The 15,586-nt window shown below is 71.3% G+C and carries 26 protein-coding genes; all 26 read right to left on the bottom strand.

The features are described from left to right. Positions 1 to 34: 34 nt before the first annotated feature. Positions 35 to 319, bottom strand: coding sequence for a phage tail assembly protein T (locus GPA10_RS25075; protein WP_157167480.1), 285 nt, complete (start codon positions 317 to 319; stop codon positions 35 to 37). A 59-nt stretch (positions 320 to 378) separates the two neighbouring features. Then, the gene (locus tag GPA10_RS25070) at positions 379 to 744 is read right to left on the bottom strand and encodes a hypothetical protein (protein ID WP_157167479.1); all 366 of its coding nucleotides are present in this window, start codon (positions 742 to 744) and stop codon (positions 379 to 381) included. Positions 745 to 746: 2 nt separating this feature from the next. Further along, the gene (locus tag GPA10_RS25065; RefSeq protein ID WP_157167478.1) at positions 747 to 1,169 is read right to left on the bottom strand and encodes a phage tail tube protein; all 423 of its coding nucleotides are present in this window, start codon (positions 1,167 to 1,169) and stop codon (positions 747 to 749) included. Positions 1,170 to 1,180: 11 nt separating this feature from the next. Continuing rightward, complete coding sequence (locus GPA10_RS25060) at positions 1,181 to 1,582, bottom strand: DUF3168 domain-containing protein (protein ID WP_343041299.1); 402 nt, start codon at positions 1,580 to 1,582, stop codon at positions 1,181 to 1,183. Next, positions 1,579 to 1,791 (bottom strand): hypothetical protein, encoded by a 213-nt coding sequence (locus GPA10_RS25055; RefSeq protein WP_157167477.1) that lies wholly within the window; start codon positions 1,789 to 1,791, stop codon positions 1,579 to 1,581. The genes GPA10_RS25060 and GPA10_RS25055 overlap by 4 nt, the downstream gene beginning before the upstream one ends. A gap of 5 nt (positions 1,792 to 1,796) precedes the next feature. After that, on the bottom strand, positions 1,797 to 1,925 hold the full coding sequence (locus tag GPA10_RS43450) for a hypothetical protein (protein ID WP_281364831.1): 129 nt from the start codon (positions 1,923 to 1,925) through the stop codon (positions 1,797 to 1,799). Then, positions 1,922 to 2,299 (bottom strand): HK97-gp10 family putative phage morphogenesis protein, encoded by a 378-nt coding sequence (locus GPA10_RS25050; protein ID WP_157167476.1) that lies wholly within the window; start codon positions 2,297 to 2,299, stop codon positions 1,922 to 1,924. The genes GPA10_RS43450 and GPA10_RS25050 overlap by 4 nt, the downstream gene beginning before the upstream one ends. Next, positions 2,299 to 2,625: a hypothetical protein gene (locus GPA10_RS25045; protein WP_157167475.1), complete on the bottom strand. Its 327-nt coding sequence runs from the start codon at positions 2,623 to 2,625 to the stop codon at positions 2,299 to 2,301. The genes GPA10_RS25050 and GPA10_RS25045 overlap by 1 nt, the downstream gene beginning before the upstream one ends. Positions 2,626 to 2,637: 12 nt before the next feature. Next, a complete protein-coding gene (locus GPA10_RS25040; protein ID WP_343041298.1) occupies positions 2,638 to 2,970 on the bottom strand; it encodes a head-tail adaptor protein in 333 nt (110 codons plus the stop codon). Then, positions 2,967 to 3,560, bottom strand: a complete 594-nt coding sequence (locus GPA10_RS25035) for a head-tail connector protein (RefSeq protein ID WP_343041297.1) — start codon at positions 3,558 to 3,560, stop codon at positions 2,967 to 2,969. Before GPA10_RS25035 ends, GPA10_RS25040 begins: the two co-directional genes overlap by 4 nt. 12 nt (positions 3,561 to 3,572) lie before the next feature. Further along, complete coding sequence (locus GPA10_RS41785; protein WP_198351703.1) at positions 3,573 to 4,091, bottom strand: hypothetical protein; 519 nt, start codon at positions 4,089 to 4,091, stop codon at positions 3,573 to 3,575. Position 4,092: 1 nt separating this feature from the next. After that, positions 4,093 to 4,482, bottom strand: coding sequence for a hypothetical protein (locus GPA10_RS25025; protein WP_157167474.1), 390 nt, complete (start codon positions 4,480 to 4,482; stop codon positions 4,093 to 4,095). Between the two features lie 16 nt (positions 4,483 to 4,498). Then, positions 4,499 to 5,362 (bottom strand): major capsid protein, encoded by an 864-nt coding sequence (locus GPA10_RS25020; protein WP_157167473.1) that lies wholly within the window; start codon positions 5,360 to 5,362, stop codon positions 4,499 to 4,501. Positions 5,363 to 5,376: 14 nt separating this feature from the next. Further along, positions 5,377 to 6,135, bottom strand: coding sequence for a hypothetical protein (locus tag GPA10_RS25015; RefSeq protein ID WP_157167472.1), 759 nt, complete (start codon positions 6,133 to 6,135; stop codon positions 5,377 to 5,379). 43 nt (positions 6,136 to 6,178) lie between these two features. Beyond that, positions 6,179 to 7,138, bottom strand: a complete 960-nt coding sequence (locus GPA10_RS25010) for a VG15 protein (protein ID WP_157167471.1) — start codon at positions 7,136 to 7,138, stop codon at positions 6,179 to 6,181. Further along, positions 7,135 to 8,652, bottom strand: coding sequence for a phage portal protein (locus GPA10_RS25005; RefSeq protein ID WP_343041296.1), 1,518 nt, complete (start codon positions 8,650 to 8,652; stop codon positions 7,135 to 7,137). Before GPA10_RS25005 ends, GPA10_RS25010 begins: the two co-directional genes overlap by 4 nt. A gap of 11 nt (positions 8,653 to 8,663) precedes the next feature. Then, positions 8,664 to 10,301, bottom strand: coding sequence for a hypothetical protein (locus GPA10_RS25000; RefSeq protein ID WP_343041295.1), 1,638 nt, complete (start codon positions 10,299 to 10,301; stop codon positions 8,664 to 8,666). Beyond that, entirely contained in the window at positions 10,285 to 10,614 is a 330-nt protein-coding gene (locus GPA10_RS24995) for a hypothetical protein (RefSeq protein WP_246259691.1), read from the bottom strand. The genes GPA10_RS25000 and GPA10_RS24995 overlap by 17 nt, the downstream gene beginning before the upstream one ends. An 843-nt stretch (positions 10,615 to 11,457) precedes the next feature. Next, positions 11,458 to 11,658 (bottom strand): hypothetical protein, encoded by a 201-nt coding sequence (locus GPA10_RS24990; protein WP_157167470.1) that lies wholly within the window; start codon positions 11,656 to 11,658, stop codon positions 11,458 to 11,460. Positions 11,659 to 11,673: 15 nt separating this feature from the next. Continuing rightward, the gene (locus GPA10_RS24985; protein WP_157167469.1) at positions 11,674 to 11,931 is read right to left on the bottom strand and encodes a hypothetical protein; all 258 of its coding nucleotides are present in this window, start codon (positions 11,929 to 11,931) and stop codon (positions 11,674 to 11,676) included. A 29-nt stretch (positions 11,932 to 11,960) separates the two neighbouring features. Next, the gene (locus GPA10_RS24980; RefSeq protein ID WP_343041294.1) at positions 11,961 to 12,173 is read right to left on the bottom strand and encodes a hypothetical protein; all 213 of its coding nucleotides are present in this window, start codon (positions 12,171 to 12,173) and stop codon (positions 11,961 to 11,963) included. 165 nt (positions 12,174 to 12,338) lie between these two features. Next, positions 12,339 to 14,459: a cell division protein FtsK gene (locus GPA10_RS24975; RefSeq protein WP_157167467.1), complete on the bottom strand. Its 2,121-nt coding sequence runs from the start codon at positions 14,457 to 14,459 to the stop codon at positions 12,339 to 12,341. Positions 14,460 to 14,546: 87 nt separating this feature from the next. Beyond that, positions 14,547 to 14,978 carry an NUDIX domain-containing protein gene (locus GPA10_RS24970; protein WP_157167466.1) on the bottom strand — a complete coding sequence of 144 codons (432 nt, stop codon included), beginning with the start codon at positions 14,976 to 14,978 and terminating at the stop codon, positions 14,547 to 14,549. 24 nt (positions 14,979 to 15,002) lie between these two features. Further along, positions 15,003 to 15,167, bottom strand: a complete 165-nt coding sequence (locus tag GPA10_RS24965; RefSeq protein ID WP_157167465.1) for a hypothetical protein — start codon at positions 15,165 to 15,167, stop codon at positions 15,003 to 15,005. Continuing rightward, positions 15,160 to 15,390, bottom strand: coding sequence for a hypothetical protein (locus tag GPA10_RS24960; RefSeq protein ID WP_157167464.1), 231 nt, complete (start codon positions 15,388 to 15,390; stop codon positions 15,160 to 15,162). The genes GPA10_RS24965 and GPA10_RS24960 overlap by 8 nt, the downstream gene beginning before the upstream one ends. A gap of 14 nt (positions 15,391 to 15,404) precedes the next feature. Further along, complete coding sequence (locus GPA10_RS24955; protein WP_157167463.1) at positions 15,405 to 15,572, bottom strand: hypothetical protein; 168 nt, start codon at positions 15,570 to 15,572, stop codon at positions 15,405 to 15,407. Between the last annotated feature and the right edge of the window lie 14 nt (positions 15,573 to 15,586).

Below are 15,586 nucleotides of genomic sequence, written 5' to 3'. Positions count from 1 at the left end.
GGTGGCCACCGGCCATCACCCCCTCGCCCGTTGTTCAGTTGTTGGTGATCACCTGCCCGCCCAGGGCGACGTTCGCGGCCATGGCCTGCCGGAACAGCTCTTCCGGGCTCTTGCGCACGCGGGTGCGGTCCCAGCGCGGGATGAAGTCGCCCAGCGGCGGCGCCTTCTGGTTCTTGCCGCGGTTCACCGCGACGATCGCAGCGGCGACCACCGCGGCCTGGTAGTCGCCGCGGGCCCCGCCGAGGGGACCGGTGATCTGCTCATAGGCGCGCCACTCGGCCAGCTCGGCCGCGCCCATGTCGGCCAGGAGGTGCCGCACGGAGCGGGCGCCGAGGTGCGCGGCCAGCCGGAAGTAGAACTGCCGGGCGGGCCGCGCTCTCAGTTTCCCGCGAGTTCCTTCACGTCGGCCTCGCTCATCCTCGACAGCCGCGTGGCCACGTCGCACACCCGCTGAAGGGCTGTGGCGCTCTTCTCGCCGAGCCGCTTGGCTTCGGCGACCGACCGGAACAGGGGCTTGCCGTGCTCGTCGACGATCGTGGCCGCGGCGAGCCGGGCCCTGAACCCCTCCAGCCCTTCCATGCGCACGGAGGCGCCGTCCTTGCCGAGGAAGGCGGACTCGAACTTGTCGCGCTCGGTGCCCGGCATCTCCCGCACGCGCACGGTGCCGCCCCACTCAGGCACGTCCACGTCCTCGTACTTGAGGTCGTCGGCGGTCAGGATCTGCTCTGCGGACAGGTATCCCATGCTCAGGCTCCCGTGGTGATGGTCGGCTTGCCCGACACCTTGAAGGTGAGAGACGCGGCCAGCTTGTCGTCGTGCGGCGCCTCGGGCTCGAAGTTCGTCAGGATCGCCGCGAACGCCCAGGAGCCGAGCGTGCCCGGCCACACCACCTTGTAGGAGCGGGGCAGGGCGTCGGCGAAGTCGGCGAACAGCGCGTCGTGTTCGCGCGGGTCGTAGTTGACCTCGATCTCGACCTCGCCGCCGTCCTTCAGGCCGCCGATGAACTCCCGCCACCCCTCCGGGCTGTCGTGGGCGGTGACGTCGTAGGTCTCCCGCTCCACCCCGGGCGGGGTGATCTCGGTGACGGCCGCGATCGGCGAGAACGTCTCGGTGGGGGTGGCGCCGTCACCGCGCTGCAGCTGCGTGCCGAACGCGTCGAGTCCAGCCATGGCTTCCTCCTTCAGATCCTGGTGAGCCAGACCCGGTAGGACACGTTGACGTGCCGGATGTCGGGGTCGGGGTCGCGTACTTCGGTGTGCTGGGTGTGCGCGATGGACACGTCCCGGTAGCCGGTGACGGTCAGCGGCTGGCGGTCCAGGGCCACGTCCAGAGCGGTCAGGACCGCGGCGGCCTCACGAAAGCCCCGGTACTTCGACCACACGTGCAGCACCACCGCCACTTCCAGGCCGCGCTGGTTGTGGGCGTCGTCGGCGGTCTCGGTGATCGACCCGAACGACACGTAGGGGTGGGCGGCCTGCTCCGGTACCTCGTCATACACCCCGGAGACGAGGGCCATGAGCGGGCCGTGGCCGGTCAGCTTGGCGTACAGGGCCGTCTGCAGCGGCCACAGCGCGGACGTCACGGGGCGGCGTCCGCGCGCACGATGCCCAGGGCCTGCAGCTCGGGGCTGTCGTCCATCATCTGCGGGTAGACCGCTTGCAGGCGGGCCAGGTCTGAGTGCCCCTCGCCGTTGTCGAGGTCCCAGGCCACGTAGCCCACCAGCTGCTCGCGGCCCTGGTCGCCGAGCCGCATGTAGACGGGCAGACGGATCTCGCGGGGGGTGTCAGCCACGACGTTCACCTCCCTTCCCGTGCCTCGGCGCGGGCGATCTTGCGTTCCAGGCGGGCGATGTCCCGCTCGGCTTCGGCCTTCTTCTCCCGGGCGCGCGCCAGCTGGCGGCGCCAGGCGTCGAGCAGCGGCATCACGCACCCCCGCCCAGGCGCCGGCGGACCGCGGCGCGGTAGGTGCGCACGACCTGGCGGCGGTGCTCGGTGAACGCGGGCACCAGGTAGGGCTGATCGGCCATGCTCGAGGTGCCCTTCTCCACGTACAGGGCGTACTCGAGCTGGTCGGACTCCCACACGCCGACCTCGGCGCGTCCGTACTGCTCGCTGATCCGGTGGTCCAGGGCCTGCCACAGGTCGCCCTGGTCGCGCGGCACCCGGTCCTCGGCGGAGTCCTGGACGTTTTCGGCCCACTCGTGGAGGGTCTCGGTGCGGGCCTCGCGCATCGCCTCGGGCACGCGTGAGACGGCCCGCAGCGCGCGACCGAGGCCGTCCAGGCGGGCGCGGCGGGCCATCAGGGCAGCTGCAGGACGGCGACGGTGACGGAGGTGGCGGCGCTGTAGGTGATCGCAGCGCGGCCCGTCGCGGGGTCCCGGTAGGTCGGCTTCAGCGGTACGAACGCGTCCCCGCCCGCGGGGATGGTCTGGGCGGCGTCGGCGATGGCCAGACCGCCGACCGTGCCCGGGGTGGTGAGGGTGACGGTCTTGGACGAGGCGTCGTCGTTGCGGACGTGCAAAACCAGCTTCTCGCCGGTGGGCGCCTGGTCGCCGCCGCCCGCGGCGTTGGCGTAGGTGGGCTGCAGGCCGCCGAGGGCGACGGCCTGCGCGGACAGAAGGGCCATGAGCAGAACTCCTTACTGGTGCTGGCGGGCGGCGCAGTCGGCCCGCAGGTAGGTGCCCGGCTCGGACGGCTCGAAGACGGCCGTCACCTCCAGGGCGGGCCCGGCCGTGCGGCGCAGTTCGTCGCCGCGGCGCACGTCCGCGCCGGGCAGCAGGTAGACGATGTGGGTGAGGTCGGCCTCGGCCTGGTCGGCGGTCTGCCGCTCGCGCGCCGAGGGCTGCGAGAGCCGGGCCCGCTGCGTGGACTGCACCACCCACGTAGTGTCCTGCCCGCCGCCCTCGTCGTCGACGGTGACGTGCCGCCACACCTGCACGCGCGTGTTCAGCAGGTGTGCGGCGCGGCTCACCGGAACCTCACCATGGAGGTGCCGCCGCCGAAGCGGGCGGCCAGCTGCTCGCGCAGGTACTGCGGGAGCTCGATCTCGGTGATGCGGCCGCTGTCGCCGTAGGTCACTGCGTAGTCGCCGATGCGCTCGGAGCGGATGTCCTTGGCGGCCAGGCCCTCCCCGTCGGGCTGCGCCCGAAGGTGCACCAGGACGGCGGCCGCGATCCGGCACACCAGGCCCACCAGGTCGGCGGGGACGGCGGGCAGGCCGTGGGTCTGGGTGACGGTGACCTCGGACGGCTCGCCGCCAGTGGACCAGCCGCCCGCCAGCCACAGCCGGTTCGAGCGCAGCCGCCAGCCGGTCACCGGCTGTCCGTCGGCTTCGACCGCGCTCACGGACTGGATGGGCGGGCCGGGCAGGGTCAGCCACGGCCCGGCGGCGCCTTCCAGGACGAGCGTGGAGGTGGTCTGGCTGATCGGGACGCCGGCCGCTTCGCGGACCGCGGCCGATGCCTCCTCGAGGAACACCCCGACCAGCGCCACCTCTTCGGGGGCGATGGCCAGGCCGCGGGCCTCCAGGTCGGCCACCGTCGCCAGCGGGTCCAGTGCCACGGTGGCCTCCCCTCAGCGGGCGTCGGCAAGGTCGATCAGGTCGTCCTTGGTCAGGTTCGCCGCGTCCTCGGCGGACAGGTGCCCCTGCGCGACCACGTAGGAGATCCACTCGGACTTGTCCGCGTCCTCGCTCGGGCGCCCGTCCGCGGCGGTCGTCCGGGCGCCGGGATGGCCGGCCACCACCGGCTGCTCGGGCTGCTCGGGCAGGTCCATCAGGTCGGCCTTGCTCAGCGCGTCGGCCTGTTCGGGATCCATGCCGTGCACGCCGACCGCCCACCCGACCCACTCGGCCTTGCGCGCGTTCTGCGCCGGGCGCGGCGTGCGCCCCTCGGTGAGCGCACTGCCCGCCCGCGTGCTGGGGTCGCCGCCGCTGTCGGGCGTGGCGGGGCCGGTGCCGGTGTAGGGGGAGCCGTCGGCGTTGACGCGCCGCAGGAGTCCCTTGGTGAGCCGATCGGCGATCGGCTCGGGCAGCGGCAGGTCCATCTTGATGATCTGCCCGCCCTCGCCGCGGACGTGGATGTGCTCGCTCATGTCAGGTGTTCCTCGGGATACGGAAGGCGGTGATGGTCCCGGCGACGAAGCCGGCGGCGATGTCGACCAGGAGCGTGCCGTCGTTCTGCAGGAAGCGGCCCGACTCGAACGGGCCGATCCAGCGGGTGGCGTTGTTGCCGACGGCGACCACGAGGTTGCCCATGCCCGCGGCGATCGCGGGCGGGTTGTCCCCGGCCAGCACGGTGACGTTGCCGCCGGTGGATCCGGCGGTCACCCGCAGCAGGGTCAGTTCCGGGACGGCCCGCCCGTTGGGGCCGGCCGCCGGGATGACGTGCCCGTTGCCGACACCGGCGTTGGTCGCCGTCCCGGCGGGGTCGGCGATGTCGGCGTTGGGCAGCAGGTTGGAGTACGCAACAGCGGTGCGTGCCATGGCGTTCAGCCTCCGATCAGGGGGTGGCGTCGATGTAGGCGACGGCGATGCCGTCGGGGCGGACCAGCTTCGCCCCGTACAGGGCCAGGCCCTTGACGGCGTCGCTGAAGGAGGACTCGGGCCGGTAGGCCTCGGTCTTGTTGATCTGCTCGGCGAAGGAGATGGCGCCGTTCACCCCGGCCTGCACGACGTGCACGCCCGCGGTCGGCTCGGGGGCGTTGTTGGACTCGTAGATCTCGAACCCGGCCGCACGGCCCACGGCGCCGTTGCGCAGGGCCTCGGTCTGGCCGGACTTGCCGTAGTCGGTGAACCGCTCGTCCAGGAGCAGGGAGGCGTAACCCTCGGGCGGGACGATGCAGTACCGGCCCGCGGTGGGGGCGTTCGCCCGCTTCAGCTTGGTGCGCAGCGGCACCAGGATCTTGGCGTAGAAGTCGCCGGGCGTGGTGTGCACGTTGATCGGGGCGCCCGTGCTGCCGAGGGTGTTGGCCGGGACGGCGCCGGTGTAGAACCCGGCCACGTAGCGGTCGGTGTCGTCGGCGAGCGCGTGCGCGGCCTCGTTCATGGCCTGCGGCATCACGCTGCCCTTGGCCTGCCGCTTGTCGACGTCGTCGACCTTGAACGCCCAGTACTTGGACTGGTCCACGACCAGGGTCCGCTGGGCATCGGTGAGCTCCTCGGGCACGATCACCGTGCTGTTCGGCACGTAGGTGCCGATGGTCGGGCGGGAGATCGAGGTGATGCGGACGGTGTCGCCCGCGTCGGAGATCTCGCCCTCGTAGTCCCGGTTGACGACCGTGGGCCCGGCATAGACCAGCTCGGTGCGCCAGGCGACGAGCAGGCGTGCCGACCAGACTTCCGGCACGAAACGGCGGATGGACATGGGGTGTGCTCCTGTCAGCCAGTGCCCAGCAGGTCGTCCAGGCGTCCGTCGTCCTGCGCCTTGACGATCTGCTGGGGGGTCATCTTCTTGAGGTCGCTCTGGGTGAGCTGCTTGGGCCTGGACGCCTTGCGCGCCGCTCCGCCGTCGCCAGTGCCCTGGAACCTCTTGGCCGTTGCGGCTGCCAGGTAGGGCTTGGTCTTGATCAGGTCCTCGATCGCTTCAGTGATCTCGTCCTCGTCGACCTGGCCGTCCTCGTCCACCTCGAATGCCGAGAGGTCCAGGAAGGTCAGAGCGTCCTTGGGGTCGGCCAGGCGGCCCTTGGCCGCGGCGCGAACCTCGGCCTTGAGGATGCGCGCGTTGGCGGCGGCGGTCGCGGCCGCGGCCGCCTTCTGTACCGCGTCGTCGTCCCCGCCGCTCTTGTCGGCGAGCTGCTGTTCCAGCGCGCGGCGCTTGTCGCGCTCGCTGCGCCACTTGCCCTTCATCGAGGCCAGGGCCCGCTTGCCCGGATCGCCGAGCTTGTCGGCGCCCTCTGGGTCGCCCTCGCCCTCGGGGTCCTCCTCGCCCTCGGGGTCCTCCTCGCCCCCGCCCTCGGGGTCGCCCTCGGGGTCCTCCTCGCCCTCCCCTTCGGGGTCGCCCTCACCCTCGGGGTCCTCGGCGGCACCGAGGATCGGCCAGATCGGGTACAGCTCGCCCTCGTCCTCGCCGGGGCGGGCCTTGCGCCAGCCCAGCGCGCGGGCGCCGGTGTGCGGGTGAAGGGGCAGGGATGCAGGCATGGTGAACTCCCGTTGCGGGGTGGGGGCCGCGCGTTGCGCGCGGTCAGACGATGTAGCCGTTCTTCTTCAGCAGCCGGATCGCGTGCGCCCGGTCGCCGTCGGCCAGCCGATAGATCTCCTCGGGCATCAGCCGCGGGGAGACGGCCCGCGTGCGGCCGCTGGTGGCTTCGCCGAAGCGGACCCCGGCGGCCTTGGCGAACCGCGCGCGCTGGCGCCCGTACAGGCCGCGTCGCGTGGTGCCCTCGGAGGTGGTCTGCACGCGGCGCCTGTAGTAGGTGCCGCTACTCATGCCGCGGCGGGCGTTGACCAGCTGGGCGATGTCCGCGCCGTCGGCGATGGCCTGCGCGCCGGCCGCGCCGAACGTCCGGCGCAGCTGCTCGGGGTCCATGCGCGCGGCCAGGTCCTCGGGCAGATCGGGCACCCACAGATCACCGGGCCGCTTGGGGGCCATCGTGCAGTCGCACCGCGGATGCCGCAGGAACCCCTCCGACAGCGAGTACTCGCGTCCGGCCAGGATCAGGCAGCGCGCGCACGCGGGCATCTCCACCACCCGCACGTAGGACACGACGCGCGGGCGGGCGATCATCCCGGCCATGTCGGCGATACGGCCCGCGTCCGCGATCAGCGAGCGCGTCACCATCTCCAGGAACGCGGCCCCCGACAGGATCGACAGGGCGGTGGAGAAACCGCGGCGCAGCCGGTTGAAAGCGATCAGCAGCGGATACAGCAGGGGCAGGTCGCCGGTGGCCGCCACCGCGGCCCCGGCGTCCACGGTGCCCTCGCCCTCGCCGGCCTCGCCCGTCAGCCACGGCTCCGCGCTCGAGGCCGCGGCCAGCTGCCCGGCGCGGATCAGCTCGGCGGCCAGGGGCGCCCGCGCCAGCCAGGACGCCTCCAGGTGCTCCTCGTCGACGCCCGACCACACCGCGCGCACCGCGGCCGCCGTCGCCGCGGCCTGCGCCGCCCGCTGCTCCTGGTGCTGCTGCGCGGACGCAGGCGGCGTCACGCCGCGTCCTCATCGGGTACCGGCTCCTCCTCCAGCTCCGGCCCGCCGCCCTCCCCCGGGGGCGCGCCCTGGCCCAGGAGCCGGGAAGCGGCGGCCACCGGGTCGAGCTCCATCTCCCGCTCGCGCATCTCCGCCACGTCGGCGACCTCGGTGGGGGTGAGCCCGTAGCGCAGGGCCAGCCACTCGAAGGGGAACCCGATGTCCTTCAGCTTGACCAGGGAGTCCGCCAGCTGCGCGTGCGAGCGGGACTCGGAGTCCGCCCACAGCACCGCTCCGGCGCGCATCGCCTTGGCCTTGGCCTTCTCGTCGCGCGCGAGCGCGATCAGGCGTGCAACCTCCCGCAACCCCTGCCCGGACCACAGCTTCTTCTCGTCCACCCGCTTGACCAGACCCGTCTCGGCGGCCAGCAGGGCGCCCTCGGCCAGGTTGGCCATCTTCCCGATCAAGTAGTGCTGCGGGGTGCGGGTCTGCGCGGCGAGGTGGCCAACCGCGACCTCGATGATCTCGGTGTACATGGCCAGGTTGGCGGCGGACCACTCGGCGATCCGGGCGTCCTTGCCGGTGATCCACGCCACCCGGTCCACCTGGAACTTGTCCAGGTCCACAGGCTGCTTGCCGATGATCTCCCCGGCCGCATTCAGCTTGGGAATCATCGGCCGCTCGGCACCCATGATGACGCGCTGCGGGAACGACGCGGCATCCGAAGCGGTGAAGAGCTGCGCCCAGACCAAGTTGATCGCGTCCTGCATGGGCACGACCCCAGCGACATCGCTGATCGGCTCGTCGACCAGCATGGGCTTGTTCGGCAGCTCCACCATCGGCACCACACGCATCGGGTTGGGCTGCGGATTCGGCTCGGTGTCCAGCTCCCGCGGCTCCCAGACGCTGCGCCGCCGCTCCTCCCCGGGCGGAAGCCACAGCCGCATCGCCTCGTCCACGTCCGCCAGCTGCGGCGACTTGTCCTGACGGGACAGCGGCCGGGTGAACTTCCACACCTCATCCGGCAGATAGAGGGTGGCGAAGTCGGCGTTCCCGTCCTGCCACCGTTTCAGCGCGGCCCGACGGTGCCGGCGCGAGCCGGGCTCGTAGGCGACGATGCACTGCCCCGCGTCCTCGAACGTGACCACCGGCATGTCCGGATCATCCGGGTCGCCCCACACCAGGACGAAGGAGCGGCCCGACAGCACCGAGCCCAGGAACCCCAGTTGGCTGTCGGCGTCCAGCCCGTTGACCTGCCACACCTCCCACAGATCCTTGTCCGCCTCCAGCTCCCCGGCCGCCTTGAAGCCAGTCACCGCCAGGCGCTCGATCGGCGAGTCCCCGACCACCTGCACCCAGTTGTCGCTGAAATCGCGGTAGCGCTCGCCATGGAACTTGGCGAACTCCTCGGACGCGAACCGCAGCGGATGCTTGCCGCGGTAGTAGTCGTTGTGCCGGTCGATGTCCGCACGGCGGCGGATCAGCTCGCCTTCCAGCAAGCTGACCAGCTCCAAGGCCTGCTCAAGGGTGGCCACCAGACCCCCTCTCACTTGCCGTAGTAGTAGGACACTTCCTGCTCCGCCAACCCTGCGGCGATCACATCGCCGAGGGCCTCGTGGGCGAGGACCGAGGCCACACAGACATCGATCTTCTGAGCCGGGCTGGCCTTGCGCAGCACGTACAGCCCCGAGGGCCGCTCGGCCATGCGCGTGTTCTCCACGTGCGACTGCGTCACCGCACACCCGTCGTGCGTGAACGCGGCCGCGCGCGACCCCTCGGTGTTCCGCTTCACCACATCGGTCTTCAGCCGCTCGGCCGCCGCATGCATCTGGATCATGCGGCGCGTGTACCAGCGCACCACCCGCTCCTCCCCGTACAGGTCCACCCACTCATCCACCTCGGTGTCCCAGTACGGCGGATCCGCGTACAGGCGCACCACGTCGTAGCGGCGCATGAGCTGGTCCATCGCCGCGCGCACCTCCGCGCGCGGCACCTGCCCCCCGTAATCGGCCGGGTTCCAGATCGTCGGCTCGTCGTTCGCGCCGAACACCGGCGTGAACTGGTAGCCGTCCATCGTCTCGGCGCGGATCGCGGTCCAGTCGTCCATGTCCGAGCCGTCGAAGCCGAGCACGATCCGCGTGTACGCGCGCACCCGCCGCAGCTTCGCCTTCGCCGCCCACTTCGAGCCGTCCAGCCACCCCGCGGAACCGGCGACGCACCGGTTGCCGAAGAACCGCTCGGCCTGCGCCGGGTCCTTCTCCAGCAGCTCGCTGGCCTCGGCCTCGATCGCGTCCAGGTCCACGTGATCCGAGCCCGCGTAAACGATGGTGTGGATCTTCCGGCGGTCACGCTTGTTGCCGTAGGACAGCGTCTTGGGCGCCTGCGGGTGATACCGGAAGATGTCGCGCGCCTTGGACTCGCTGGTGCGCTGCGCCACTGAGTCCTCGGACGGGTCCCAGCTGTTCGTCGTCTCCAGGGCACGGCCGCCCATGCCGGCCAGGCCGCGGCGCTGCGTCTCGGCGACCTTGCGCAGCTTGTTCGCCTCGTTCCACGTGCCGGTCTCGTCCTGCACGGCCGTGGTGATGGGGTTGCCGAGGCGGGACAGAGCCGAGCTGGTGACGACGTCGATGCGGCCGCGGTCGCCGATGCGCACGAACTCCTCGCCTACGCGCAGCTGCTCGACGAGCGGGCCCTGCCGCACCATGTTCTGCAGCGGCCGGTAGACGTTGGCCACCTGGTCCTCGGACGTCGCGGTCAACTGGATCAGCGGGGTAGGCCACGGGGTGCCCATGGGCTCGCCGGGCTCGTACTCGTACCACCAGCCGCACGCGCAGCCGTGGTCCTTGCAGCGGAAGCGTTCGCTGCCGCGCGCCCAGCCGTCGAACACGACCGGGCCCGCGGCTTCGGCCAGGACGATGGTCGCCGACCACGGGCCCTTGCCGGTCTTCTGGGGTGCCACGACCTGCGAACGCCGGTAGTGGAACGCGGGCGCCAGCTGGCCCACGGTCGCGGTCGGCTTCACGCGGTAGTGGTTGACCGTGCACCACAGCTGCCACGGGTACAGCTCCATGTCCTCACCGGCGCGGAAGCCGTCGGGCACCGGGCAGTGCGCTTCGATCCAGTCCGGGACGACCCACAGGGTCGGGAAATCGACGACGAACCCGAGATCAGGCGCCTTCGTCACGGGGCACGACCTTGAGCCGGTCGCGCGCGCTGCGACGGCGCGGCGCCTCCGGTGCCGGGGCCGAGCTCTCCTCGACCTCGTCGGCGGGGGCCACCTTCCACCGGTTGCGCAGCATGCCCTGCACGGACAGGCCGAGGCTGTCCAGGTAGCCGCGCACGACGCGCTGCAGGTCGGTCTTGGCCTCGGGCTGCTCGACCAGGGCCAGGGTGCGCACGAACAGCGCCACCTCGTACTCCTGGTTGAGGGCCTCCCACGCGACCGCCTGGGGGCGCGACCACAGATCGGCCCACAGCGCGTCCTCGCGCGGCGTCATCAGCTGCAGCGGAAAGGCCGGCGCATCACCCTGGCGCCCCTCAGCGGGGAGCGTGGTCCATCCGGCCTTGTCCGCAGGCCGGTTGCGGCGCAGCGCGTTGGGGTCTGGCGGCGGACCGGAGACAACACGGGCTCCCCCACGGGGCATAACGATCACTCCTCGCCGCTGCGTTGCGCAGCACCGACCGCCGTCACCTTGCGTGACGGTCACGACCTTCTGAACCTGACGGACCTCCGAGAGCCCTCCCCGGCGTTCCAGAACCCCTAGTCAGCAGGGGTCACCCCCCACCCCCGCGCGATCCCCTGACCTGCGCGTTCACATCCCATGGGGCCTCTGGCCTGCATGTATGCCTCACGGTGACGGTGGCCGGTCGTTCCAGCCTCCGGGCTGATGCCTCGCTGTCTCACGCGAGTGATGAGCCTTGGTCATGGCCTGAAGGTTCGCCCAGTCGTGGCCCCTTGGCCCCAATGGACCTAGGCCATCCCTGTGGTTGACCTCTGTGGCCCTAGGCCTGAGCAGGGGAGACAGAGCCTCGCACTCATCGCATTCGCAGTAGGGGTGTGCTCGCAGGTAGGCCGCGCGCGTGCGGGCCCATCGTGCGTCGTAGCCCTTGGACGCAGCACTGGGACGGGCGCGTGCGGCGCGCGTCTGGCAGGTCTCACAGCGCCCCGCAGGGGTGAGGGTGGGGCATCCAGGGGTGGGGCAGATCTGCATCGCTCGACGCGGCATACGCGCCTCCGGGTACGACAAAGGCCCCGCACGGGGCGGGGCCTTGGGTGTCTGCGTGTGCCGGTTGAGGGCACAGTTGTACACCGGGATCGTCACACAGTGTCTGACCTGCGGTCAAGCGGCGGCGCGCTGCTGGCGCTTGACGGCGAGGGCGGTGACATCGGTGACGGCGTAGTACGGGTGCCGGTCGGTGCCGCCGGAGCGCCGGAGCTGGCCGCGGTAGACGAGGTTGCGGAGGGCTCCGGCGGTGATGCCGAGGACGTGGCGGGTCTGGGCGGCGGTGAGCTGTCCGGGGCGGATGATCTGCGGCTCCATGCCCCCATGATGCGGCTACTCGCGCAAGATGACGTCGGCGTAACGGCTTCCCTTCCCACTGGGATCTCTTTCGCCCCTGACGACCCAGAGGCCGTGCTCCTCGCTCTCAATGGCTAGCTCCGAGATCTCAGGAGAGGCCAGATAGACGATCTGCCCGTCCGCGAGGCAGTCGCTGGAGGCAAAGCAAACACGGTCTCCTGTGCTGATCGCTTGGTCGAACCTGTCCACGTTCCAGTGATCTGCCATTGCGCCGTCCTCTCTGTGGAACTTCAAGTCTGCTCCTGCCGTGAGGCGCCCGCGCGTCAGCGGGTGCCTGCTTCGTGGGCGCGTCGCCAGGCGTTGTGGGCGCGGCGGCCGACGCGCAGCCGGAGCCTCTTGCCGCGGCAGCGCGGGCAGGGGCGTTCCTTGCGGAAGCGCGTGGTCTTGCCGGTGCCCTTGCATCTGCGGCAGGGCCCGAAAGGGCGGGCCCAGCACAGCGCGGCGTAGGCCAGGAGGACGGCAGGCAGGGCAGTCATAGCGAGCAGCATGGGGTGGGTGTCCTCTCGCTGTTCCGGGGTGTTTCCGGGGGTCTGGGCGGGCCCCTGCTAGACGCTAGGTGCCTGTTCAGGGGCCGTTTCGGGTGCTAGCGGGGCTGCTAGACCTAGCGGGTTGGGGTGCTAGGTCTAGCGGCCCGTTCTGGGCTACGCGGCGGCCCGGTCGGCGTCCCGGCGGGCGACGGCGGCCACGATGTCGGCGCGCTTGATGCCGCGCCGGTTCTTGCCTCCGCCGTCGTCGGCGGTGCCCCACACCTGCCCGACCTTGATGCCCCAGGGCTTGAGCGCGGCCGTGACGTTCTCGGCGGTCCATCCTCCGTAGACGTCGGGACGCAGTTCGGTGAGGCGGGCGGCGATGCGCTCGTTCCACACCTGCTCTTCGCTGGCGCTGACGGACTTGAGGATGTCGCCGAGCAGGTCCATGCCGACGGTGGCGGAGGGTCCTTGGCCGAGGGCGTGGCCGGTGATGTTGCCGTAGTCCTCGCGCAGCTGGCGGGCGCGGACGACGACGGCTTCTGCGGCGGGGCCGTCGACGAACGCGGACGCGGCGATGACCGGATCGTCGCCTTCGCCGGACATCCAGCAGATGCCGCGGTCGGAGCGGGAGAACATGGTGGCGCGGATGCCGGCCTTGTAGGCGCCGGTGCCCAGCACCATGTCGTTGGCCTGGTGGTTCATCACCTTCAGGCAGAAGCGCAGGATGGCGTTCGCGGAGATGCCGGGCGGCAGGCTCTTGGCGTCGGGGCGCTGGGTGGCGAAGATCCCGATGATTCCGAGGGCGGGCCCGCGCTTGGCGATGTCCGTGCAGATGGACTCCAGCTCAGCGCCGTACTTCTCGTGCTCGAACGGCACCTGGCACTCGTCGAAGCCGACCACGATCGGGTGCAGTCCCAGGGTCTTGTCGTTGGCCAGGGCCGGGGTGACCTTTGACTCGGGGCAGCGGGACTTGGGCAGGTGACGGATCACCTTCGCCCGGCGGCGCAGTTCCTCCTTCAGCTCCCGCATGGCGTGCAGGACGTACAGCAGGTCCTCGTCTTCCTCGCCGGAGCGGTAGCGGTGGCAGACCGGCTCCAGCGGGCCGAGGTCGCCGGTGCCCTTGAAGTCGAAGCCGAGGATCCACGCCCGCGGGTCGAGAGCGGCGATGAGCAGCAGCAGCCTGAGCAGGAACGTCTTGCCCATGCGGGGCACGGAGCCGATGACGACGGACACGAACATCAGGCACACGACGATGTCCCGCATGCGCTGGTCGTTACCGAACACGACGGGCTTGAAAAGGTCGACCTGCCCGTCCTTCAGCAGCGGCCACGGGGGCTTGGTCGTCTCGTTCATCGGCTTGTCGCCCACCCACAGGATCAGGCGGCCCTCGTGCTCCTCCGGGTCGCCGGAGGGCCACACGCAGCCCAGCTTGCGGCGCAGACCGGAAGCGAGGGCCTGGCGCTCCTCCATCACGTCCTCCGGGACCACGCCGTAGGGCAGGTCCAGGTCGGCCCTGTAGCCGGGCCCGTCGCGGGTGATCTCGCTGGTGAAGCGCATGCCGTTCATGTCGCCGCCCTTCTTCACCGCGGCGGAGATCTTCGCGTTGCCGATCGCGTCCAGGGCACGCAGCACGATCGTGCCGGTGAGCTTCTGCAACTCGGTGCGCACCACGGCCGGGCCGATGACCGGGGCGTCGGGCTGCTGACCGAAGTAGCCGAGGGTCAGGACCCCTCCGGCGGCGAACACCCACAGGTAGGCGGGGGCCATGACGTACAGGAACAGGGCGAAGCCGAGGCCGAACACCGCGGCGATGACGGTGACGAAGCCGCGCAGGCGCACGCGTCCGGCCCTCAGGCGGGAGAGGCGCATGTACTCCTCGGCGTCCTCGGTGCGGACGGCGTAGTCCCGCAGGGGCGCGGCCTCGCGGTCCCAGATCCACCGGTTGGTGGAGGCGATCAGGCGGGCGGTGCCGCGTGGGGACATGAGGGTGAGCTGTGTGCCGTACCAGGGGGCGCGGAGGCCGTGGTAGGCGGTGGCGTATCCGGCGTGGCCGGCCGCGCGCTCGACGGTGGCGAGGAAGTCCCGCTTCGAGCGCAGCCATGGGGCGATGACCGGCCGCCGCTTCTCGGTGGTGACGCCGGGGGCGGGGAGCTTGGGGTTGTCGACGGGGACGCTCGGAACGGCGGGGGCGTCCTGGCCGTCCTGGTGCGCGTCCTGCGCGTCCTGCGCGTCCTGCGCGTCCTGCGCGTCCTCGGGGGCGTCCTGTGGCGGCTTGATCAGGATGTCGGTCATGCTGGCCTTCCGGTCGTTCTGTTGGGCGGTCCGGGGCCCGGGGGCGGCTCTACTTCTTGGTCGTGGTGCGCCGCCCCCGGGGCGTATTCAGGGGCGGTCGGTGGGTTCCGTGGCGGCGCGGATGATGTCGGCGTGGTCGAACGCGAGCGGTGGCAAGTCGCTCAGGGGCCACCACTGGGCGCGGACGGCGTCGTCTCCCGGCTCGATGGTCGTTCCGGGGAGGACGGTCAGCTGGTAGGCGACGGTGACGTACCGGCCGCGGGGATCACGGTCGGGGGCGTCGAACACGCCGACCTGGTCAAGCTCTTCCAGTGCCGCGTGCACGCCTGCCTCTTCGGCCAGTTCACGGGCGGCGGCGGCGCGGCTCGTCTCGCCCGGGTCGACGTGCCCGCCCGGGAGGGCCCACTGGCCCTGGTGGGGGTCCCAGCCGCGCTCGATCAGCAGGACGTACCCGTCCGTCGTGGTCACGACCACATCGGCGGTGAAGCGGATGGTCTCGAACGTCTCGGTCTCGGTCATGTCCTCTTCTTCCTGGTCGGGGGGCTACTTACGGTTGGCCCGGCGGCGGGCCTTGTCCTCGATGCGCTTCAGCGCCCGCAGGCGCTCGGTGTGGGCGTCGTAGCCGATCGCGGCGGCCCGCTTGAGGCTGCGCACCTCGACGGCGGCGATCTGCGCCCTTTCCCAGGCCGTGTACTTGAGGTCAGCCACGGTCGGTCTCCTCGTCGCCCTGCGGGGCGGTGGCGGCGAGGGTGGCCCACGTGCGGGCGATGTCGGCGTACAGGGCGCCGACGGCGGCCGTCGCGGGGACCTTGTGGCGGTCCTCGCGCTGGCTCATCATTTCGGCGCGGCGCGCCAGGCGGGCCGCCAGGTACATGTACTCCTCGGCCTGTACCTGGCACTCGCTGCGGGGCTTGATCTCGGGGGTCTCCATGGTGTCCCTCCGGGTCAGCCGTTGCGGATGTCGTCGGCGGTGTAGCCGTTGGCGCGGGCCTGCTCGGCGGCGCCGAGTGCGGCGTCCATCGCGCCGACGGCCTCATCGGACTCCAGGCCGTAATCGCCGATGGCCTGCGCGACGAGCTTCGACGCGTCCACGGTGCTCTGCGGGTCAGACATGGTGCTCCTTTCAG

Origin of the sequence: Streptomyces typhae (genome assembly GCF_009755605.1) — a bacterium.
GTDB lineage: Bacteria > Actinomycetota > Actinomycetes > Streptomycetales > Streptomycetaceae > Streptomyces > Streptomyces typhae.
Note: the sequence above shows the minus strand (reverse complement) of the source record. Positions and strands in the feature narration are given on the sequence as shown.